General features: G+C 50.2%; 25 protein-coding genes. 20 read left to right on the forward strand and 5 right to left on the reverse strand.

Annotation, left to right across the window (positions count from 1 at the left end):
• Position 1: 1 nt before the first annotated feature.
• From M8Q36_RS15575 to M8Q36_RS15595, 5 genes are read left to right on the forward strand one after another with little or no spacing between them, the layout of a single operon-like run.
• The gene (locus M8Q36_RS15575) at positions 2-310 is read left to right on the forward strand and encodes a phage tail assembly protein T (protein ID WP_249881482.1); all 309 of its coding nucleotides are present in this window, start codon (positions 2-4) and stop codon (positions 308-310) included.
• Positions 291-2,792, forward strand: coding sequence for a phage tail tape measure protein (locus M8Q36_RS15580; RefSeq protein ID WP_249881483.1), 2,502 nt, complete (start codon positions 291-293; stop codon positions 2,790-2,792). Before M8Q36_RS15575 ends, M8Q36_RS15580 begins: the two co-directional genes overlap by 20 nt.
• Before the next feature lie 2 nt (positions 2,793-2,794).
• Entirely contained in the window at positions 2,795-3,142 is a 348-nt protein-coding gene (locus tag M8Q36_RS15585) for a phage tail protein (RefSeq protein WP_249882785.1), read from the forward strand.
• The gene (locus M8Q36_RS15590; RefSeq protein ID WP_249881484.1) at positions 3,139-3,894 is read left to right on the forward strand and encodes a phage minor tail protein L; all 756 of its coding nucleotides are present in this window, start codon (positions 3,139-3,141) and stop codon (positions 3,892-3,894) included. The genes M8Q36_RS15585 and M8Q36_RS15590 overlap by 4 nt, the downstream gene beginning before the upstream one ends.
• Before the next feature lies 1 nt (position 3,895).
• Entirely contained in the window at positions 3,896-4,624 is a 729-nt protein-coding gene (locus M8Q36_RS15595; protein WP_249881485.1) for a C40 family peptidase, read from the forward strand.
• 186 nt (positions 4,625-4,810) lie between these two features.
• Here the strand turns inward: M8Q36_RS15595 and M8Q36_RS15600 are convergent, their stop codons facing one another.
• Positions 4,811-5,245: an Arc family DNA-binding protein gene (locus tag M8Q36_RS15600; protein ID WP_249881486.1), complete on the reverse strand. Its 435-nt coding sequence runs from the start codon at positions 5,243-5,245 to the stop codon at positions 4,811-4,813.
• A 114-nt stretch (positions 5,246-5,359) separates the two neighbouring features.
• On the opposite strand from M8Q36_RS15600, the gene M8Q36_RS15605 reads away from it, so the two are divergent.
• From M8Q36_RS15605 to M8Q36_RS15670, 14 genes are all read left to right on the forward strand, one after another.
• Positions 5,360-5,521 carry an Arc family DNA-binding protein gene (locus tag M8Q36_RS15605; protein ID WP_249881487.1) on the forward strand — a complete coding sequence of 54 codons (162 nt, stop codon included), beginning with the start codon at positions 5,360-5,362 and terminating at the stop codon, positions 5,519-5,521.
• Positions 5,522-5,594: 73 nt separating this feature from the next.
• Positions 5,595-6,176 (forward strand): BRO-N domain-containing protein, encoded by a 582-nt coding sequence (locus M8Q36_RS15610; RefSeq protein ID WP_249881488.1) that lies wholly within the window; start codon positions 5,595-5,597, stop codon positions 6,174-6,176.
• A 78-nt stretch (positions 6,177-6,254) separates the two neighbouring features.
• Positions 6,255-6,998 carry a hypothetical protein gene (locus M8Q36_RS15615; protein WP_249881489.1) on the forward strand — a complete coding sequence of 248 codons (744 nt, stop codon included), beginning with the start codon at positions 6,255-6,257 and terminating at the stop codon, positions 6,996-6,998.
• 109 nt (positions 6,999-7,107) lie between these two features.
• Positions 7,108-7,722, forward strand: coding sequence for a hypothetical protein (locus tag M8Q36_RS15620; protein WP_249881490.1), 615 nt, complete (start codon positions 7,108-7,110; stop codon positions 7,720-7,722).
• A 54-nt stretch (positions 7,723-7,776) separates the two neighbouring features.
• Positions 7,777-8,376: a tail assembly protein gene (locus tag M8Q36_RS15625; RefSeq protein WP_249881491.1), complete on the forward strand. Its 600-nt coding sequence runs from the start codon at positions 7,777-7,779 to the stop codon at positions 8,374-8,376.
• A 51-nt stretch (positions 8,377-8,427) separates the two neighbouring features.
• Positions 8,428-11,610 carry a TipJ family phage tail tip protein gene (locus tag M8Q36_RS15630; protein ID WP_249881492.1) on the forward strand — a complete coding sequence of 1,061 codons (3,183 nt, stop codon included), beginning with the start codon at positions 8,428-8,430 and terminating at the stop codon, positions 11,608-11,610.
• Positions 11,610-11,912, forward strand: a complete 303-nt coding sequence (locus tag M8Q36_RS15635) for a hypothetical protein (protein ID WP_249881493.1) — start codon at positions 11,610-11,612, stop codon at positions 11,910-11,912. Before M8Q36_RS15630 ends, M8Q36_RS15635 begins: the two co-directional genes overlap by 1 nt.
• Positions 11,913-12,587, forward strand: coding sequence for a hypothetical protein (locus M8Q36_RS15640; protein WP_249881494.1), 675 nt, complete (start codon positions 11,913-11,915; stop codon positions 12,585-12,587).
• Positions 12,588-12,697: 110 nt separating this feature from the next.
• A complete protein-coding gene (gene cor / locus M8Q36_RS15645) occupies positions 12,698-12,934 on the forward strand; it encodes a phage exclusion lipoprotein Cor (protein WP_249881495.1) in 237 nt (78 codons plus the stop codon).
• Between the two features lie 59 nt (positions 12,935-12,993).
• Positions 12,994-14,229, forward strand: a complete 1,236-nt coding sequence (locus tag M8Q36_RS15650) for a tail fiber domain-containing protein (protein WP_249881496.1) — start codon at positions 12,994-12,996, stop codon at positions 14,227-14,229.
• 55 nt (positions 14,230-14,284) lie between these two features.
• Positions 14,285-14,524: a hypothetical protein gene (locus M8Q36_RS15655; RefSeq protein ID WP_249881497.1), complete on the forward strand. Its 240-nt coding sequence runs from the start codon at positions 14,285-14,287 to the stop codon at positions 14,522-14,524.
• Positions 14,524-14,841 carry a hypothetical protein gene (locus M8Q36_RS15660; RefSeq protein ID WP_249881498.1) on the forward strand — a complete coding sequence of 106 codons (318 nt, stop codon included), beginning with the start codon at positions 14,524-14,526 and terminating at the stop codon, positions 14,839-14,841. The genes M8Q36_RS15655 and M8Q36_RS15660 overlap by 1 nt, the downstream gene beginning before the upstream one ends.
• 374 nt (positions 14,842-15,215) lie before the next feature.
• Entirely contained in the window at positions 15,216-15,608 is a 393-nt protein-coding gene (locus M8Q36_RS15665) for a VOC family protein (RefSeq protein WP_249881499.1), read from the forward strand.
• Positions 15,609-15,793: 185 nt separating this feature from the next.
• Positions 15,794-16,690: a diguanylate cyclase gene (locus M8Q36_RS15670; RefSeq protein ID WP_249881500.1), complete on the forward strand. Its 897-nt coding sequence runs from the start codon at positions 15,794-15,796 to the stop codon at positions 16,688-16,690.
• A gap of 149 nt (positions 16,691-16,839) precedes the next feature.
• On the opposite strand, the gene M8Q36_RS15675 is transcribed toward M8Q36_RS15670, so the two are convergent.
• The 3 genes from M8Q36_RS15675 to yedE form a co-directional block, all read right to left on the reverse strand.
• Positions 16,840-17,682 carry a WcbI family polysaccharide biosynthesis putative acetyltransferase gene (locus M8Q36_RS15675; RefSeq protein ID WP_249881501.1) on the reverse strand — a complete coding sequence of 281 codons (843 nt, stop codon included), beginning with the start codon at positions 17,680-17,682 and terminating at the stop codon, positions 16,840-16,842.
• Between the two features lie 88 nt (positions 17,683-17,770).
• Positions 17,771-18,001, reverse strand: a complete 231-nt coding sequence (yedF, locus tag M8Q36_RS15680) for a sulfurtransferase-like selenium metabolism protein YedF (RefSeq protein ID WP_017458363.1) — start codon at positions 17,999-18,001, stop codon at positions 17,771-17,773.
• Entirely contained in the window at positions 17,998-19,206 is a 1,209-nt protein-coding gene (yedE, locus tag M8Q36_RS15685) for a selenium metabolism membrane protein YedE/FdhT (protein WP_249881502.1), read from the reverse strand. Before yedE ends, yedF begins: the two co-directional genes overlap by 4 nt.
• Positions 19,207-19,399: 193 nt before the next feature.
• Between yedE and yedD the strand changes: the two genes are divergently transcribed.
• A complete protein-coding gene (gene yedD / locus M8Q36_RS15690) occupies positions 19,400-19,810 on the forward strand; it encodes a lipoprotein YedD (protein WP_249881503.1) in 411 nt (136 codons plus the stop codon).
• Positions 19,811-19,883: 73 nt separating this feature from the next.
• Here the strand turns inward: yedD and amyA are convergent, their stop codons facing one another.
• Positions 19,884-21,371 (reverse strand): alpha-amylase, encoded by a 1,488-nt coding sequence (amyA, locus tag M8Q36_RS15695; RefSeq protein ID WP_249881504.1) that lies wholly within the window; start codon positions 21,369-21,371, stop codon positions 19,884-19,886.
• Between the last annotated feature and the right edge of the window lie 3 nt (positions 21,372-21,374).

A 21,374-nucleotide genomic window follows, 5' to 3' on the forward strand; every position in this document is an offset into this window, starting at 1 on the left:
TATGAAGCTGGCGCGCGAGTTTGGCAAACCTGACTGGCGTGCAATGCTTTCTGCAATGTCTTCCACAGAGCTGGCGGAGTGGGGGGATTTCTTCCGCGATCAGTATTTCAGCAATGACCTGCTTGATAATCATTTTTCATGCCTCAGCCATCTTGTCGTTGACATGATGTGCCGGGATCACGGCCTGACGCCCGCTGATTTCAGTCTTCTCAGGCCCAGCCCATCAGCCCCGGAACAGGATGACGAAACGATGATGCATCTTGCTGAGGGCATTTCCGGAGGAAAACGCTATGGCCCAGCCAGTGGGTGATCTTGTCGTCAGCCTTGATATCGATAACGCAAAGTTTACGGAACAGATTGCCTTTGCCCGCCGGCAGTTACAGGGAGCGGGTGAGGCGGCAAATGATGCTGCGTTACAGGTACAGCAGGCATTCAGCCGGCAGGAAATTTCAGCCAGGAAAGCGGGTATTTCTGTGGGGCAGTACAGAAATGCAATGCAGATGCTACCGGCGCAGTTCACCGACATTGCAACACAGCTCGCTGGCGGGCAGTCCCCGTTTCTGATTCTTCTCCAGCAGGGTGGTCAGATCAAAGACTCCTTTGGCGGCGTCAAGGGGGCGCTTACCGGGGTGGGGGATTATTTTCGCATCATGCTGAGCCTGATCACCCCGATGACGCTTGGTATCGGCGCGCTGGCGGGCGGGGTGGCGCTGCTTTCTCTGGATCTGTACCGGAGCAGCCAGCAGTCGACAGCCTATAACCAGGCACTGGCTAAAACCGGCAATATCAGCGGGCAAACCAGTGACAGTCTTTCACGCCTGTCAGTGGCCATCGCCAAAAATGCTGATGCGAGTAAAACCGCTGCCGCTGCAGCGGTGGCCCAGGCTACGGGGATTGGCCTGACGATTGAACAGATTCGCCTGGTGAGCCAGACGGCACTAACGCTGTCGAAAAACACCGGGCAAAGCGTTGAGGATCTTGTTACCCAACTGGGCAAGATTCCGCAGGATCCGCTAAAAGCGTTTGTCGATATCAACAGCCAGTACAATTTTGCCAACCTTGCTCTGTATGAGCAGGTCAAACATATGGTTGATTTGGGCGATAAAGCGGGCGCAACAAAACTTATTATTGATTCTCTCAGTAACAGCCAGACGCAGTTTACTGATTCTGCCAAAACCGAAGTCGACAGCCTCACCAGCTACTGGCAGGGGCTGATTGATAAAGTAAAAGATTATAAATTCTGGAATGACAGGGTGGCAGATAAAGCCACCTCCACCCCCTTGCCGAAACCTCAGTTCCAGACCGGATCTGCCGTTTTCGACACCATCAATGCTGAAATGGAAAAGGGGGATCAGGAGCGCCAGCAAAATCTTGATGCCCAGACTGAAAAAGAAAATCACCTTGCCATTCTGCGTCAGCAACAGGCTGAAAAAACGGCGCAGTTTAATAAAGAGCAGATCGCCGCCAACGTCGAGGCGGATAAATTTCTCGAAAACGCCCGCACAAACGCACAAATCCGCAATGACCTGCAGGCGAAGTACCAGCGACAGCTCGATCAGGGGCTGATAAAGCAGGAGAAATTCAACCAGCTTATTGCTGCGGTTAATGAGAAATATAAGGATCCGAAAGGACCTAAAACCAGTGTCCCCGCTGGTGACCGGGCGGAGGATAAGTCCACCGCTGAGCTGCTGGCGCTTCAGGCTCAGCTTAAGGTTTTGCAACAGCATCAGGGTATTAACGATGTCATCAGCCAGCAACGAAAAGACCTCTGGGCAACCGAAGCGCAATTCACCGTGCTGGAAGATGCCGCGGGTAAGCGAAAGCTGACGAAGCAGGAACAGTCGCTGCTTTCCAGTAAAGAGCAGGTTATTGCGCTGGCGCAGCAGAAAGCCTTGCTGGGCGATCAGATTGTTGCGCAGGAACAACTGAATAAGCGGATGGACACCGCGAGTAAGTACGTCACCCAGATGTCCGCGAAACAGGCTGCGCTTACGAAGTCGTCAACGTTGAACGATCGTGACGCATCCCGACAAAATTCATTTGCCCAGCTTGAAAGTGGGTGGCTGAATTCCGGCGGTAAGCTGACGGATACCGATTACCAGAAAGAGCTGGTGGCGCTGCGTAATTATTACGCAGAGGAGGATAAGTTACGTGGCGACTGGCAGGCCGGGGCTAAAAAAGGATTTGCAGAATTTGCAGATACGGCCACCAACGTTTATTCGCAGGTACAGCAGATTTCGCAGGGGGCGTTCACGGGAATGTCATCCCAGCTCACTGATTTTCTGACAACGGGCAAATCAAACTTCAAAGACTTTCTCACCACCTTCCTTAAAGGGATCGTTCAGATGGTGAGCCAACTGACAATACTGAGTACCGCTAAAGCTGCGCTGGGTGGTACCGCGTTTGGTTCTTTTCTTGGCTTTGCGGGCGGTGGGTTCACAGGGCCTGGCGGAAAATATGATCCTGCAGGTATCGTCCATCGCGGTGAGTTCGTGTTTACCCAGGAGGCTACGAGCCGAATCGGTGTTGGTAACCTTTACAGGCTGATGAGAGGTTATGCAAATGGTGGATATGTCGGCAACGCCTCGCCTGTAGCTTCTTCCCCGATGGGTGTGAGTGTTTACGCTCCGGTTTCAGTGACCTCCTCTGAGAACAGCAACGGTAAGCCGCAGGCGTCCAGTGAGAAGATTGGAAAAGCATATCAGCAGGTAGTAGAGAAGTCTGTCACTGAGGGTATTCAGCGCGAAGTCCGTCCCGGCGGCATTATCTGGAGTGCAGTAAACCGGAGGTAATGATGACCATTGAAACCTTTACCTGGCCGATTCAATCAGCCGGGCAGCCCACAATAAAAAGTAAAGACAACGTCAGAAAAGCCCAATTCGGTGATGGTTATGCCCAGGTGAGTGGCGATGGCCTTCATCCTGAATCGCTGACGTTTGATTTTTCCTTCAACGGGCGTACGGAAACTGCGCTGGAAATTTATGCGTTCCTGCGCAGACACAAGACCAAATCCTTTTCTTTTAAACCGCCTTTCGGGGCGCTGGCGCTCTGGCGTGTTGAGGCTGACAGCCTCCAGCAGGTTGTCAAAAGCCAGAATGTTATGTCTGTCACTGCAACCTTCGAGCAGGCATTTGCACCATGAGTTTACACAGCGACTATCAAAAACTGGAACCGGGCAACGCGGTCCGGCTCCTTGACGTTGACGGATCCGCTTTCGGTGTGGGCGATATTCTTCGTTTTCACAGTCACAACATCCCTCACACGGAAGCGGAAATTATCGCTGCGGGTGGCGATGAATCATTGCTGCCAGCGAAGTCCGTCTGGTGGCAGGGTAACGAGTACAAAGCCTGGCCGTATGAGCTGGATGGAATTGAAGTATCAACCAGCGGCAGCAGCGCATCACCGAAACTGACTGTTGCTAACCTCGATGCGTCGATCACTGCGCTGTGCCTTGCCTACGATGACATGCTGCAGGCGAAAGTCACCATCCACGACACGCTGGCGCAGTACCTTGACGCACGGAATTTTGCTGAGGGAAACCCGACGGCTGATCCGTTGCAGGAAAAGTTGCAGGTCTGGTACATCGATGCGAAAAGCAGCGAGACAAACGAGGTTGTGGCGTTCACGCTGTCCAGCCCGATGGATTTGCAGGGACTGATGATCCCGACGCGCCAGCTGCATTCGCTTTGTACCTGGTGCATTCGCGGTCAGTACCGTTCCGGTAACGGCTGTGATTACGCCGGTACGCGCTATTTCGATAAGCACAATAACCCGGTAAGTGATCCGTCGCTGGATGAATGCAACGGTACGCTCACAGGGTGCAAATTGCGTTTTGGGGAAAATAATGAACTGTCGTTTGGCGGTTTTCCCGGCACATCGCTGATCCGGAGCTGATATGCGCCAGAAAATTATTGACGCCATTATGGCGCATGCGGCCGCCGAATATCCGCGCGAGTGCTGCGGCCTGGTGGTGCAGAAAAGCCGTGTGGAACGCTATTTTCCGTGCCGCAATATTGCCGAAACACCGGAGGATAATTTTGTCCTCTGCCCGGAGGACTATGCTGCGGCAGAAGACCGGGGCACGGTAACGGCGATTGTACACAGCCACCCTGACGCCACCACCCAGCCCAGCGAGGCCGACAAAGCGCAATGCGATCTGAGTGGGCTGCCGTGGCATATCGTAAGCTGGCCGGAAGGCGACTTTCGTACCATCCTGCCGCGCGGCGAACTGCCGCTGCTGGAGCGCCCGTTTGTGCTCGGCGTTTATGACTGCTGGGGGCTGGTGATGAGCTGGTTCCGGCAAATGCACGGCATTGAGCTTCCTGATTACCGTGTCGATTATCCGTGGTGGGAAGACCAGTATCCGGATAATTTATACCAAGACAACTGGTACGAGTGTGGATTCCGGGAAGTGTCCGGCGCGCCAGCTCCCAGCGACCTGCTGATCATGCAGGTGCAGGCAAATAAGTGGAATCATGCGGCGATCCTGCTGGAAGGTAACATGATGTTGCATCACCTGTACGGAAGACTCAGCAATCGGGAGCCATGGGGCGGCTACTGGAAGGAAAGAACGATGAAGGTATTACGCTACAAAGAAATGATGTTGCCCACTCAGTTGGGCTGATAGGGCATTGTAAATTTATGTAAGCGCAACATCACAGTATCTATTCATATCTAATCGTAGATAATTTAAGTTAATTTGCTGATATTTATAGGCTTTACACACAAAAGAGCATGCGTTTTAATCACGCCAGAAGTTGCTCTTTAACAATTAAACAGCGGGATTGTGATATAAATTTGTATCAGTGACTTATTTTTTTTTACTGTTTTCTGGGGTTTTGCTTAGGCTTGGGTAATCAGCCTTTTGCAGAACTAGCTGATGAATTTGCCTTGCGATTAACTCTTTGGTTTGTGATTTGAAGCGGATTGCAGACTGGAATCTTTCTGTGTCCTCTGATATGCGTTGCATAAAGGCGTCAATTAGCCAATCAAGCTTTGCGTTATTAGCATCGAAGTCTTCCATGCTCATTTTGCTGGGATCACGGGAAATGACCTCAATGTAAATCTTCTCAATTTCATCGTCGTCGGCTAATGGGTTTATACGACCGTCAACCGCATCTTGGAGTATCTGAACTATTTCAGCATTCATTGAGCGGCCATTATTTTTGGCCCGTTCTGCGATTTTTTCCTTCAGTTCTTCCGGCATACGTAGACCGAATGGTGCAATCAAGCTCGCCCCTTTCATTGTGACTCCAGATCTAAATAAAACTAGCTTCATAATGTAGTCAAAATACACTTGACGCGATAGCTACATCATGTAGTATTTTAATGACTACACCATGTAACCAAAGGAGTGAGTATGGAACATATCCGCAATATTCCGCCAACAGGTATCCGGTTCCCGGAGCACCTGAAAGAGATCATTAAAAAGGCAGCTAAAGAAGAGGGGCGTTCGCTGAATAGCGAAGTTATTAAGCGCATTGAGCGGAGCCTGAAAGAAGATGGTTTTATCAAGGTATAGAAACGACGAAGCCCCAACTACTTGCGATAGTCAGGGCTCCTTATCGAAAAAATCCGGCAAAGGAAATATCGACATGAATATTGTAGCGAAAACGGATCTCAACTTCCACGGGCTTTGCTTGCAACCAGTGGAAAACTTGGACGGTATTTGGTTGACGGCCAACCAAATTGGTTGCGCGCTTGAGTATGCAGACGAAAAAGCTGTACAGCGAATTTACTCACGCCATTCAGATGAATTTACAGATCAAATGTCAAGGGTGGTCAAAGTGACCACCCCTTATGGAGAGCAAATGACACGCGTTTTTTCTCTGCGCGGAGCCCACTTGGTTGCCATGTTTGCTCGCACGGCAATAGCTAAGGAATTTCGCCATTGGGTGCTGAATATTTTGGATAGCGAGATCGCTATTAACACTCCTGTAGAACGCCATATCAATGATCGGGAAATGCATGCGCATAACGTGAATGCAATGTTTGATTATTTTGCCGTGATGTATGAAGCATGGCGCTATCAAATTGAGCCAGCGCTCAGAGCCATTGAATCACCTTTGGCTGGTCGGCTTCATGACCGATTCTCTGATGGAGCCGCTTTCATGAGGCTTATAAAGGATCAGGCAGATAATCAGCTTCTTCCGGGTGAGGAGGCAAGAATCAGATGAATTTTGCAGAGATGCAAATAGAAAAGCCAGCAGTTCGCAGCTGCTGGCTATCCATAAAACTGTCATAAGGACCAACCAATGACTTCATTAAATTTAGCACCAAAAGGTAGCATTGTCACCGAGAAAACCATTGACAGCCAGTCACTGCTTTCAATGGTCAATGATGCCCGTAAGCAGTGTGGTGAACCTGCTGTGCGTAATAACAAGTTCATTGAGAAAATCGTCGATGAACTTGAAGGAGAGACCTACACAAAAAGTGCAGGTCAGAAAAATGGTGCTGAAATCGACATCATTACCATGACCATTAAACAAGCGCTTCGTGTAGCCGCTCGCGAGTCTAAGGCTGTTCGCCGTTCTCTGGTTGATAAACTTGAAGACATGCAGGCCATTCAGGTGCCGGTACAAAGTAACTCCGGGCTTCCTGAATATCGACGCGCAAAGGCGGAGCAACTGAAAGCGCAGGCGCTGGAAAAGAACATAGCATCGGCTCGTGAGTTGATGACCATGTTCCCCCGGCTTGGTGAGTCAGCTAATCAAGTGATCGTGGCGAATCTCGTTAATCCGCTTCTTGGTCATGAAGTCGTTCCTCTGCCGGTCATTGAAGAACATTACTCAACTGCTGGTGAGGTAGCCGCCGAGATCGGTTGCACGGCGAACAAAATCGGGCGCATTGCCAACAAGCACAATTTGAAAACAGATCAATATGGGAAGTTCTTCCTGGATAAGTCGAAACACTCAGACAAGCAGGTTGAGGCGTTCCGTTATAACGCAGAAGGTATCAAAGCAATCCGTCATATTATTCACGGTGCTGATGTAGCTTAACTGTTTCAATAATCAAAATAGTTCGATATCCAAACCCGCTTAACTGCGGGTTTTTTTACGCCTTCGATCCTGATAGGATTTATCTTATCTTTTACTGAAGGGGATAGGGATGAATAAGGTCAACTTAGCTATCGGTGTAATACTTTTATCTATAGTTTCTTTAACCCGCGCTGCTGATGGTTTTTCTGCACCGCTTGGATTAACCTGGGGAGATAGCAGAGAAAAGCTAGTAAATGATTACGGAGCTAGTCTCTATGATAAAAATGAAACAAGACTGAAGATTTATGTGATAAATAAACCACCTACACCAGTACCTGGTTTTGAAGAATATTATGGTGTTGTTGATGATAAGTTTGGCCTTGTTAAAGTTATTGCAATAGAAAATATTAACGATGATGCATTTGGCAGTAAAGGGTTGGACGAATACAAAAGCCTTAAGTCTCTTTTAACTAAAAAGTATAGCAAGCCAGACCTGTCATATGAGTATATTGGTCGAGATTTATATAGAGAAAAAAACGAGTTTTATCAATGTCTAGCGTATCAGGGGTGCGGTTCGTATAGTACCTTTTTTTCACCTGCTGGTGGCGGTGATATTGCATTAGAACTAAAAGGAATCAAAAGAGGTCAAGGTTTTGTCAAAATTAGTTATGAATCTCTTTTATTTAAGAGTGTGACAGATGAAAGAGACGCTGAGAATAAAGACAAGAAAGAAAAAGGACTGTAGATCATCACTAACCAAGCCCGCCAAATGGCGGGTTTTTGTTGTGGGGGCATTCTTTTGCAAGAAATAATGACTCGAATCGAACTAAGCGGAATACTTGGTAAAACCTTTGGCAAGGTACACTATCGTCTGATCCGCACAACTCACGAAGCAACGCGCGCTCTGGCTGCTACCGTTAAAGGCTTTGAGCAGTTCATGATTTCCAGCAAACGCCGTGGTCTGACTTATGCTGTTTTTCGCGGGAAAAAGAATATTGGCGTTGATGATCTGGGGTTCCCCGTAACGGATGAGGTTATAAGAATAGTTCCAGTCGCAATGGGAAGTAAAAAAGCCGGTGCATTACAGACCATCCTTGGTGCTGTGCTGGTAGTAGTCGGTGTTGCCATTGGCTATTTTTCTGGTGGTACGCTGTCTGCAGTCGGTTACGGGATGGCTAAAATGGGCGCGGTAATGATGCTGGGCGGGGTCGTACAGATGCTTTCCCCGCAGGCCGCAGGACTGGCGAGTAAACAGGACAGCGACAACAGGGCATCGTACGCATTTGGCGGTGTGACGAATACAGCCGCACAGGGCTATCCGGTACCGCTTCTTTACGGTAAACGCCGTATCGGTGGCGCGATTATTTCCGCCGGTATTTACGTCGAAGACCAGCAATAAAATCCTCTCCGGTTAATCACCGCCTGCGGGCGGTTTTTTTATGGGCGCAATATGGCAAAGAAAATTCAGGGGCGCAAAGGCGGCAGCTCAAGTTCCCGCACGCCTACAGAACAGCCTGACGATCTCCAGTCTGTCGCGAAGGCGAAGCTCCTTGTCGCGCTGGGTGAGGGGGAATTTTCCGGGCAGCTCACCGGGCAGAGTATTTTTCTCGACGGCACGCCACTGCTGAATACGAACGGCTCATCAAATTTCAGCGGGGTGACGTGGGAGTTCCGTCCGGGTACCCAGGCGCAAAGTTATATTCAGGGCATTCCCGGTACAGAGAATGAGATCAGCGTCGGTATCGAGATTAAAAGCTCTGTTGCCTGGACACACACCTTTACCAACTCTCAGCTTTCCGCGGTACGCCTGCGCCTGAAATGGCCGTCACTCTTTAAGCAGGAAGATGATGGCGATCTGGTGGGTAATCAGATTCTGTACGCGATTGATCTCCAGGTCGATGGCGGTGCGTTTGTCACTAAAATCAACACGGCAGTGAGCGGAAAAACCACATCAGGCTACGAACGTAGCCACCGTATTGATTTACCTGCGGGTGCCACGTCATGGACCGTTCGGGTAAGGAAAATTACTGCTGACGCCAACAGTGCCAAAATTGGCGACACCATGACGCTCCAGAGCTACACGGAGGTTATCGACGCCAAGCTGCGCTATCCCAATACGGCGCTGCTCTATATTGAATTTGACTCGAGCCAGTTCAACGGCTCCATCCCGCAGATTTCCTGTGAGCCGCGCGGACGCGTTATCCGCGTGCCGGACAATTACGACCCGGAAACACGCTCATACAGCGGCACATGGTCGGGTGCCTTTAAGTGGGCCTGGACAGATAATCCGGCATGGATTTTTTACGATCTGGTAGTCTCTGACCGTTTCGGTCTGGGCGACCGTCTTAATGCTGAGAACATCGACAAATGGACGCTCTATCAGGTGGCGCAGTATTGCGATGCGCCTGTTCCTGATGGCAAAGGCGGCAGCGGGACTGAGCCTCGCTATATCTGTAATGTCTATGTCCAGGATCGCAATGACGCCTACACGGTGCTGCGTGACTTCGCGGCTATCTTCCGGGGGATGACATACTGGGGAGGTAACCAGATTGTGACCCTGGCAGACATGCCGCGCGATGTTGATTACAGCTACACCAAAGCAAACGTCATCGATGGTCGCTTCAGCTACAGCAGCAGCACAACGAAAAACCGGTATACCAGCGCGCTGGTTTCATGGTCCGATCCGGATAACGCCTACGCGGATGCAATGGAGCCTGTGTTCGAAGCTGAACTGGTCTCCCGCTACAGAGGATTTAATCAGCTTGAGCTGACGGCGATTGGCTGTACCCGCCAGTCGGAAGCGAACCGCAAAGGGCGCTGGGGGATCCTCACCAATAATAAAGACAGGGTGGTGACTTTCTCTGTGGGGCTGGACGGCAATATTCCACAGCCCGGCCATATTATTGCTGTGGCTGATGAGAACCTCTCCGGCAAAGTCACCGGCGGGCGAATCAGCGCTGTGAATGGCCGGGCAATCACGCTGGACAGAACGCCTGATGCTGTTGCCGGTGCCCGTCTGATCCTTAATTTGCCCTCTGGTGCCGCGCAGAGCCGTACCATCCAGGCCGTTAACGGCAGTATTGTCACGGTAACGACTGCCTACAGCGAACCGCCGGAAGCCGAAAGCGTGTGGATTGTTGAGTCCGACGAACTGTATGCGCAACAGTACCGGGTGGTGAGTGTAACCGATAATGATGATGGCACGTTTTCCATCACCGGGGCGGCGCATGATCCAGATAAATATGCCCGCATCGATACCGGTGCAGTCATCGACAGCCGCCCTGTGAGTGTCGTGCCACCGGGCAGCCAGGCCGCGCCCGATAATATCGTTATCGACAGTTACTCCGTTGTTAACCAGGGGATTAGCGTTCAGACCATGCGTGTTTCATGGTCAGACACGGTCAGCGCTATTGCATATGAGGCTCAGTGGCGCCGCAACGATGGCAACTGGGTTAACGTCCCGCGCAGCTCCACTGCATCATTTGAGGTGCCGGGTATTTATGCCGGGCGATATCTGGTGCGTGCGCGCGCCATAAATGCAGCGGAAATTTCCAGCGGCTGGGGATACTCAACCGAAACGACGCTGACCGGAAAAGAAGGCAACCCGCCGAAGCCGGTGGGCTTTACTGCAACAGGTATTAACTGGGGGATCCGCCTGAACTGGGGTTTCCCGGCTAATACTGCCGACACGCTGAAAACGGAAATTCAGTATACCGCCAACAGCGATTTTTCCAGTCCGTTGCTGCTCAGCGATGTGCCGTACCCGTCGGCAGAATACACCCAGCTCGGGCTCAAAGCGGGGCAGGAATTCTGGTACCGTGCGCAGATCGTCGATAAGACCGGTAACGAATCAGGCTATACCGACTGGATAAGGGGGATGGCCAACGACCAGGCTGCTGATTATCTCGGTGACATTACTGGTGATTTCCTTACCTCCGCCGACGGTGACCGCCTGTCCAGCGACATAGACACTAACCTCGAAGCTGCGCTGCAAAACGCGCTGGCGAACCACAGCACCGTTGAACATCAGTATCAACAGTATGGTGAAGTGCGGGCCGATATCCTGGTCGTAAAAACCACCATTGCTGAAGTCGATAGCGCGCTGGCGGAGCTCTCAACGCAGGTGCAGGCGCAGATTGGTGACGTGACTGCGGCGCTGGAAGATAAGCTCACAGCTGTTGTTGATGCCGAGGGCGCGACAGCTATCTATACGTTGAAGACTGGTGTGCGTATCAACGGTGTGATGTACAACGCGGGGATGTCGATTGCGGTGCTGGCGCAGGCCGGGCAGCCAGTTGTCACCCGGGTGGGGTTCAATGCCAATCAGTTCGTACTGATGAGCGGCAGCGGCGACACGCAATATTCACCGTTCGCGGTAGTTAATGGGCAGGTGTTTATCAGCGATGCCTTTATTCAGTATGCTGCCATTACACTCGCAAAAATCGGCGAACTCCGTTCTTCAAATTATATTCCTGGCCAGACCGGAACAATAATGAAAGCGGACGGGACGTTTGAAGTTAATGGGGCAGTTTCCGGAGAGGGGGGGATGAGGATAACCAACACCACCCAGAGCGTTAAAGACGGTAATGGTGTCCTGCGCGTGCAGTTCGGGAAATTAACAGGGGTATACTGATGACGTGGGGAATTCAGACATGGGATGCCAATGGCATCCCCAACAACTATGGCATCAAACCAGTATCTGTTATAGGTCACATTCCTCTGGCCGCAGGACAAACCTCTGGTTCATGGAGCTACGCCGTACCGGCTGGTTTTAAGGTAGGGTTTGTCGTTTCTCTTGATGCTGGTGCGGTAAATGTTGGAAGAAGAATTGAAGCCAACGGAAACACAATTACGATCTCATCGGCAAACAGCGTAGGGAGTGGCAACTATCCTGCATCAGCATGCGAGCTGGTTGTATTTTTGGAGAAAAATTAAATGGCCGATTATGGCGCGATGATACTCATGGAAAACGGTAATCCCTTTGTTACGCCACAATCAACCCCATTTTGTTTATACAGAAAAGTAGTTGTGAATTCTGTTGCAAATGGGACATTCCACAGCGCATCAGCCGCAGTCAATCTCGACGCTTCATTTCCTGCGATTGCTTTCTGCAAAACAAATTATACAAATCAGCCAACTGTTGTTGGTGCGGCAAGGTCAGGAAACAATATATCGGTGTCTTCAGGAAACCCTTATGGTCAAGCCCACACGCTGACGGCTTATATTTTCGCCATTTTCCCTCAAACCCTTCCTCAATGGGGCTTTGCAATATGGGATGCTGTAGGCAAGCTTGTATTAACAAATGAGAGTCGTGTGTTAAGCGACCTTGTTACAATCGGCACGCCCGGTAACAGTGGAGGCGTAAACATTGATCAGACACTGGATGGAAGCTATGCCGTATGTCCTGGGATTCTTGGGTCAACGCTGATACAGTTCATGGTACAGGGACAGCCACAGATTATTGCAGCCACCGCATACACTGGATGCAGGTTTAATGGCACAACCTCAAGAATAAGTGCCGCTTCCAACAGCAATGCTTCCGGTTCCGTTGTTGGTAGTACAAACAATGGGAATGCAATCATAGCGATAAAAACAGAAGCCTATGATTAAATTGATCGTTTTAATCGATCGAATTTATAGAAATCAATACATTAAACCTATTTTCATTATTTATAATTCAGGGGTAATTTAATTATGTTAATTAACCTCTGGTATAAAAAATGAAAAAAATAATTGCAATTTTAATGTTCTTATTTGTTTTATCCGGCTGTTCAGGTCAATTGCTTGAAAAGCAAGAGCCGGTTTGCGAAGCCACAGCGATGCTTGGTAGTCTTCCAAGAACTGTTCAGATTTATGGCGTTCGTGTTGTCGCACATCAGGTAGAGTATAAAGCTGGAGACCCATTTAACTGGCGATGGGTAAACCGAAATAACTTTACCTCTTCAACCTGCAAATAGCAGATGTAATATATACAGAACCCGCTCACGAAGCGGGTTTTTTTATTTCCGGAGAAAATATGTCAGCAGGAACCTTAACACTAACGAACAATTCAGCCGTAGTTGCCGGGAATGGCACGTCATTCACTACTGAGCTTGCCGCCGCCGATTTTATTGTGGTTACGGTCGGCGGCATCCCTTACACGCTGCCGGTGAAAACGGTGGACAGCATAACTGCCCTGACGCTCGTCAGCAATTACACCGGGCCGACGCAGGCTGGCGCAGCCTGGTATGCTGTGCCCCGCGTTGCAATGAACCTGGTTACCGCCGCGCTGGTTGCGCAGAGTGCTGAGGCTTTGCGCGGCCTGAATTACGACAAACAGAACTGGCAGCAAATCTTTGCCGGAAGTGGTACTGCCACGGTGAAACTTCCCGACGACACATCTTTTACCGGCCCCACATGGAACAGTCTGGCAACGTCTTTAGCCAGCAAGGCCGATAAAATAGCGCTGGACGGCAAGGCTGATAAAAGTTCACTGGGTGGCGCTGCGGCTCTCAATGTAGGCACAACGGCTAATACGGTCGCCGCCGGTGATGATTCGCGGCTTGATACTGTCAACGGAAAATCAGGCGGGACTATCAGCAGCGATGTGACAGTAAACGGAAAGTTGGCCAGCTCCGCCGGCACTGTTGGTAGTTATCTTAATGCGCTTAACGGTGCAGGATACAAACAAGGGATAACCATTGATTCAGGCGGAGTTAATGCGGTATTCGGCTATTCATACAAATATAACAATGGCAGCGGTTATGAGTTATGTACCGGGCTTGGGGCGCTTGGTACAGGAACGGCAGCATGGCCCGCAACTATTTTGATGCAAACCGCTAATGACACAAATTTTGGTGCCAGAATATGGTCATTTTCCATGTCGTCCGGAGATCTGGCCTGTAGCGGTTCAGGTGCTCAGCCGGGATCGTACATTTTTACAAAAGCGGCAACATCAGACCGTAACCTTAAGCGCGACATTGAATATAACGACGGATTGCAGTCTTACGAGAACATCAAAAAAATCATGCCGTGTTCTTTCATCTACAACGACGATGAGAAGGAGCGCGTCCGGCGTGGTGTGATAGCCCAGGACGTTCGTGAGATTGATGCAGACTATGTGAAAGAGGTACCGAACTTCTTTGACGACTCCAGCACGCTGGCACTGGATACCAATGTCCTCCTGCTTGATGCCCTGCTGGCGCTGAAAGTGTCCATATTAAAAATCGAAGAATTAGAGGGAGTTGTTAAACAGTTGCAACCTGGATCTTGATTGCTGCAATCAACGTAACTACTGTATATAAAAACAGTATTCACAGGATGCAATTATGCCACGCCAGTACGAAATACATTCCGCCTTTGTGGCTTCCATACAGCAAAACCCCAAGGGTTACCAATACCTGCGCACAGCCGATTTTATACGTGAGCTTGCTGCTCGCAACTGGCATTTCAGCCAGGCGGATGCAAACGCGTGGATTGAGCAGTATCAAACAGACTTCGTGGACAAGACGACGGACTTTAGCGAAAACCGTCTCTGGATGTTGAGAAATATGGGGAGGATCCACTAATGGGATTTCCATCGCCAGCAACAGACTATGCAGAGCGCGTCCTCACTGTTGACTCGATTTGTCAGATGGATGCCAATTGCCGGATCATCGAAACCGATTCAGGGTATGCGGTGATAGACAGGGCTTCAAGGCCTGGTGAAGGTGAAACGGTACTGGCAACCTTCGACGGCCGCGCGCAGTTCGCTAAGTGGATGGGCGGGGCGCTGATAACTGAAGACGGGGAAGCGGTTGAAGGTGAGGCGCTGGATGGTGTCACCGTGCATGGACTACTTACGTACACTATTACCCGATTGCATGATGATGGTGGCATTGTGTGATGGGGCATGTATGGGGCATTTTTATTCTACGTTTATGGGCGAATATGGATGTTAACCAAATTGCATATCAGTAAACGCCTGTTGTTACGTGTGCTCTTGGGCGAACTTTACTGTTTATGAAAATTGCACAGTCATATCATGAATATGCAGGTGTAGTGAGCCTTGCTCACGCATAACCACGAATAATGGGAAGATAACCACCACTCAGGCGGTTATCTTCTCTTCTTTTGTGTTTCGCGCGTTTTCCCACCCAATCCTTTTTGCACCCTCCCTGCCACTTTGCGTGGGCACAGACGATCACATCCGTTATTGCCGTTGCGGATAAAGTCATGCTTATCGTTTTCAACTGACGACACCCGAAGGACAGATTGCGCATGTTTGCCCATATGAGAATCGCCCGGCCCGTAACGGACCTTGAACTGACCTGCCGCATGTACTGCGACGCGCTTGAACTGCACAAGATTGCAGATTTCACCGATCACGATGGATTCAGTGGCGTGATGGTGGGGCATCGCTCTGCGCCCTGGCACATTGAATTCACCCTGTGTCATCACCATCCGGTGAAACCTGCTGCGACGGCAGAGGATTTGCTGGTGCTCTATTACCCTGATGCTGCTGAATGGACTGCGCGCTGTGAGGCTATGCGCAAAGCCGGATTTACAGAGGCGGTTTCGTTTAACCCTTACTGGGATATTTCAGGCAAGAGCTGGCAGGACAGTGACGGCTATCGTGTAGTGTTGCAAAACAGAGCGTGGATAACTGACTGAATGCGGTCAGTCTTATCATCAGCGTGCTTTAAAATGTCCATGAATAAGCAAGCGGGTGAGTCCCGCTTGCGTAAATATTCCTTGTGAAGAAATATCTGATTATTGCGCTCTCTTTATTACATTGACATAAATATACATTTTGTTTTTTACACTGTAGCGCCTGTAACGCAGCGGTGAGGAATATCATGTATCGGAGTACGGAACAAATTGATAATATTCTTTTTGATCTTAATAAGGCAGTTGACGCGCATTATGATTGGTTAATCAATATGTTCGCCTGCGTAGTTAATAGTAATATTGAAAAGTCGGAAAGCATAAACGCACACTCGCACCACCTGTGCCATTTCGGTCGCTGGCTGGATGGGCATCAACCCACGAATCAGGAGGAGTCCAACTGCCTGCAGGCAATTTATGCAACACACAAAAAAATACATAACTGCGGCCGTGAATTGATGTGGGTGATTAGGGATAAAAAGACAAACACGGATAAGTTTTCAGAATTTAAGCATCGGCTTTCATTATTTTCCGCAGCAGTGACCGCCTATAAAACGTATTTATTAAAAATGCGCGGTGGCGTTGATATATTAACCGGCTTGCCTGGCCGCAGAATGCTGGATGAACGATTTGAGCAGCAATTGAAGGAAGTATCAGACCAGAATATTTATATGCTGCTGCTTGATATCGATCGTTTTAAAAATGTGAATGATACATATGGGCATCTGATTGGCGATGGTGTTTTACGTGAGCTGGCGCAGCAACTGCGCGATCGGATCCGTGGGAGCGACACCGCTTACCGCTACGGCGGTGAGGAGTTCATCATTATTTTACACGCGCCTTCGGACAGAGAGGCGTGTCAGGCCGCGTTGCGCCTGTGTGAATCGGTTGCAGAGACAACCATTCACTGTGACGATAAAGCGCTTAACATTACGGTGACCATCGGCGTGACTCAGGCATGGGCAGGCGAGTCTATTGGCGTCGTCGCAAAAAGAGCCGATGCGTCGATGTACCGGGGAAAACAGACCGGGCGCAATCGCTGTATGTTTATGGATGAAGGCGGTGAGATTCACCTTATTACCGACTAATATTCTGTTATCTCAGGTTTGATTTTTTATATTGCATTCATTGCTGCTACAGGGATTTTTTTAGTTTTCACTGCCAGTTGATCTGATTTTTAATCATAATAAAAAAGCCCTTTAAAGGGCTTTTTTATGGCAGGAAAACGCCCTGATAATTATAGATTCTGGTAGCGGTCTTCCAGACCAATATAATAAGACGAGTTGAACAGCGCTTGTTTAAGGGCATGCCGATTTTGGCTGTCAAAGAAGGCATAATTAATTTTACTGGCCAGCGCAAGGCCTGTCGGGCGCATCATATGATACGCGTTGTCGCCGGAGCCAATTTTCGGTGCAAGGTAATTTTTCAGCAGGTCATTACCCTGCAGATCGAAACTCTCGTTAATACCCAGCGATTTGTGATAAATCACCTGTAATAACAAACTGAGATTATAGTTATCCGGGTGGCTTACCGTTGAGTAGCAATCTGGGTTAGCGGAAAGGGTGCGGAAATACTCTTCTGAATAATCGAAGTAAAGCTTGCCTTGTTGAAATAATGTGCGGTATTTCAACGCATCTTCTTTGAGCATAGTGGTTTGTTTTTCACTGGAAAAACTCACCGAATGGTACACTTCTACCACGTTTCGAACACTCACATTGGTGAGATAAAGATGCAGCATGCGGTAATCGACATAGACCATAAAATCAGGGATTTTATCTTTATAATACCCGAGCTGCGGCGTTGAAATGCGGGATTCCATAGTCGGCAGCATGGTGATATCGAAGAATTGGCTTAGGGCCGCTGTTGAAAACGGTCCCCATTTTTCTGCATGATGCTGCATAAAAATGAAATCACACTGTTCTAATTCGTGATAGAAGTTAATGAAGTCATTATTTTCGTTAAGTTTATAAATAGGCATATTGAAAATGCCGTCGAACTTTCCTTCATGCAGCCCGCTGACGTTCATTATCAAATTTCCCAGAACTTCAAGTTGGCAATTACCAATTAATGCTAATTTCATTTTATAAACGCCCCCAGGCTAATGCATTCCGTTGTAATTACAGCGCCTAATTTTATCGTTAGCCTGGGGGGGGAGTACAGGTAAAACCTTATTTTTGTATCAAATAGCGGATCGTCGGCCCATCTTGCTGAATATCCAGCACGGTATAGCCGTGATTACGCGCATCCAGAGGAATATTGTTAATGGATTGCGGGCAGTCGCTTACCACTTCCAGAATCTCGCCTTTTTTTAACTGCGGCAGCGCTTCAAGCGTGGCAACAGCAGGGTAAGGGCAGGGCTCGCCGCTCATATCAAGACGGTAATCGGGCACGATATTCATGCAGTCTCCTTAACGGTAGTCGCGGTGTTAGCGCGGCGGAAGAAGCGTTTTTCCCAGCCGACGACAAACAAGAAAGCGGCCAGCAACAAAAGATAAGTGACCAGCAGTCCACCCAGCGGACCGAAGGTTTTCAACAGGTTGATTTTGTCCCAGCTGGTAGCCAGCGCAGGGGATAAATCATCCCAGTAGTAGGCAAGGATCGTTGAGCCAATCACGTTACCCAGCCCAACCCACCAGTAATGCACCTGGCCTTCCACCGCGCGATACATCCAGCCGGTTTCACAGCCGCCGGCCAGTACAATGCCAAAGCCGAACAGCAATCCGCCGATCACCGCATTCGGACCCGCCCACATGATTTTGGCTTCCATGCCCAACTGGACATAACTAAAGATACCGATAGCGCTGGCCGCCATTCCGAAAATAATCGCTTTCGCCATCATCGTGCGCCCGGTGATCCACATATCGCGGAAGGCCGAGGTAAAACAGATTTGCGCACGTTCGATAAGCAGACCAAAACCCACACCAAACAGCATTGCCAGGCCTAATTTGGGCTGGTTCATTGCCGTCAGCAACGCCCAGGCCACCATGCCGAAGAACACCAGCATGCCGATGCGAAAACGGCGTTTTGCCTGCGCGGGTTTTTGCGTCAGCGGTGAGGCGGCTGAGACTTTTTGCATTTTAACCGGGATACGAAACAGCGGCAGCAACGTGAAGCGTGCGCCAAACCACGAGCCAATGGCGGTGGCAATGGCAAAAAACCATGCGTGTAACGAGAACTGTGGAATACCGGTAAAGAAGGCGGCGAGGTTACAACCCATCGCCAGACGTGCGCCGAAACCGGCAATCATTCCGCCGATAATCGCCTGCATGATGCGGATACGGCTGTGCGGCAAACGCAGTTTAACGTTGTTCGCCCACAGCGCGGCGGCGAAACAGCCGCCGAACATGCCGATAATCATCATGCCGTCAATACGGGTGAGCGGGGTGCCGTCCAGGTGGATCAATTTGAAGTAGCCCCACTCTTCGGTATGCACACCTGCCAGTTGCAATAACTGGCCGCCCCAGCGGGTAAACTCGCCGGTGACCGCCCAGAACGTGCCGGTGATACCAAAATAGTAGGTAGAGAGAATGCCCGCAGCGATAACCGCCGGGACGGGAGACCAGAACTTAATCAGAAAGCGGTCTTTGAACTGTTGCCATGACATAGAAATGAGCCTCTGAACTCAGAAGGAACGGGTAATGCAAAAGAACCCCGGATAATACACGGGCGGGATGACAAGCTAACGTAAAAAAGGCGAAAAACCTGGTACAGATCAAACTTGCAGGGGGTGGGGGAAAGGGTGGCGATGATAATGCTTTAATGCCACAATATTTTTTTCTTCGCGAGCAGGATAAATAATGAAAAAGCGAGTGATTATTGGCGCGGCGATGCTGCTGAGCGGCTGCGTTCAGGTGGATAATTACGATGCGGTGGTGAAACAGCCCGCACCGGCAGGGCTGGCGGGTTACTGGCAATCTTCCGGGCCGCAAAGCAGCCTGGTGAGCCCGGAAACCATCGCCAGCCTTATCGTGACAAAAGAGGGTGATACGCTCGATTGCCGCCAGTGGCAACGCGTGATTGCCGTGCCGGGCAAGCTGATGCGTAATGGCGACAAGCTGTATAACGTGACGCAAAAACGTGACATTTACCGCCTTGAGCGCGAAGGTAATACGCTGGAGTTTGATGGCCTGACATTGCAACGCGTCGATAAACCTACGGTTGAATGCCAGGACGCTTTGACAAAATCCGGGCTGAACATTACGCATTAAATAGCACGCCGGGCCTGCATGTTGCCCGGCGCACTAAATAGCACGCCGGGCCTGCATATTGCCCGGCGCACTTTTATAGCGCATCTTCAATGACCCACACGCTGACGCTACCCCCATGGCAGGTGAATGTTCCTTCACCGTGTTCATCGGTGGTGATCGTCTCCTCGCGGTTGCCAAGAAAATCCCGCCACACTTTACTGGCGTAATTCTCCCCCAGCATCAACTGCTTTTCTCCTTCGTCGCCATTGGACATCACCACCACGCAACCCGGCTCACATTCGGTGCCGCTGCGGCTAAAGGCGATGCAGTTAGGATGATCAAACCACAGGGTTTGCACGCCGTGGGCGAAACGCTGGCGGGCGAGAATTAACCGTTCGAGATTTTCAATGACGGGCATATCGACGTGGTAGGTTTCGCCATCGCCGCCAGTATCGTCGTAGCTTGCGCCAAACAGATCCGGATAAAAGACTGACGGCACGCCATTTTCACGCAGCAGGATAAGCGCATAGGCCAGCGGTTTAAACCAGGCTTCGACCGGCGCTTCCAGGGCTTGCAGGGGTTGCGTGTCGTGGTTGGCAACCAGCGTTACGGCGTGAAACGGATCGGCTGCCACCAGGGTTCCGTCGAAGATCTGGCGCATATCGTAATTGCGCCCCTGTTGCGAGGCTTCGTGAAATTTCATATGCAGCGGCGCGTCAAAGAGCATCGTTTTGCCCTCAACCTGGCCGATATACTGCTGCAGCTTTTCCACTTCATGGGACCAGTATTCCGCGACAATAAACAGCGGCCCGGGCGCGACTTCCTGCACATGTTCGATCCACTCTTTATAGAACCAGGCCGGAATGTGTTTCACCGCGTCCAGACGAAAACCGTCGCAGTGAGTCTGTTCCATTACCCAACGCGCCCAGTATTTGATCTCTTCCGTCACCGCATGGTTACGAAAATCGATGTTGGCGCCCATCAGGTAGTCAAAGTTGCCCAGCTCGTCGTCGACCTGGTCGTTCCAGCCGTCGCCGGTATAGTCGTTAACGATTTTAAATACGCCGTATTCGTCAGGATTTTCGATATGATCGACGCCGCTAAAACATTTGTAATCCCAGATAAACTGCGAATATTGCCCGGCGCGGGCAGGGAAGGTGAAGCGCGTCCAGGCTTCGCATTCAACAATCTCGCCGTCAATTTGCGTGCGATCCTGTTGATTGACCCGGTTCACGCGTACGGCTTCTTTTTCATCGGCGCCCATTTTGTGGTTCACCACCACATCCAGCAGCACGGCGATACCGTTCGCCTGCAGGGCGTCTATGGCAGCGAGCAGTTGTGCTTTGTCTCCATATTTGGTGGCGACGCTGCCTTTCTGATCAAATTCACCTAAATCGAATAAATCGTAGCTGTCATAACCCACCGACTGGTCGCCTGCGGCACCTTTGTACGCCGGTGGAAGCCAGACCATATTGATCCCCATCTCCTTCAGCGCACCTGCGCGCGCGCGAAGTTCCGGCCAGAGTGCGCCGCCATCAGGGGAGTACCAGTGAAACGTTTGCAACAGGGTGGGGTTTTTCATCTT

The organism is Kosakonia sp. R1.Fl (genome assembly GCF_023516815.1).
In the GTDB taxonomy this organism is placed as follows: Bacteria; Pseudomonadota; Gammaproteobacteria; order Enterobacterales; family Enterobacteriaceae; genus Kosakonia.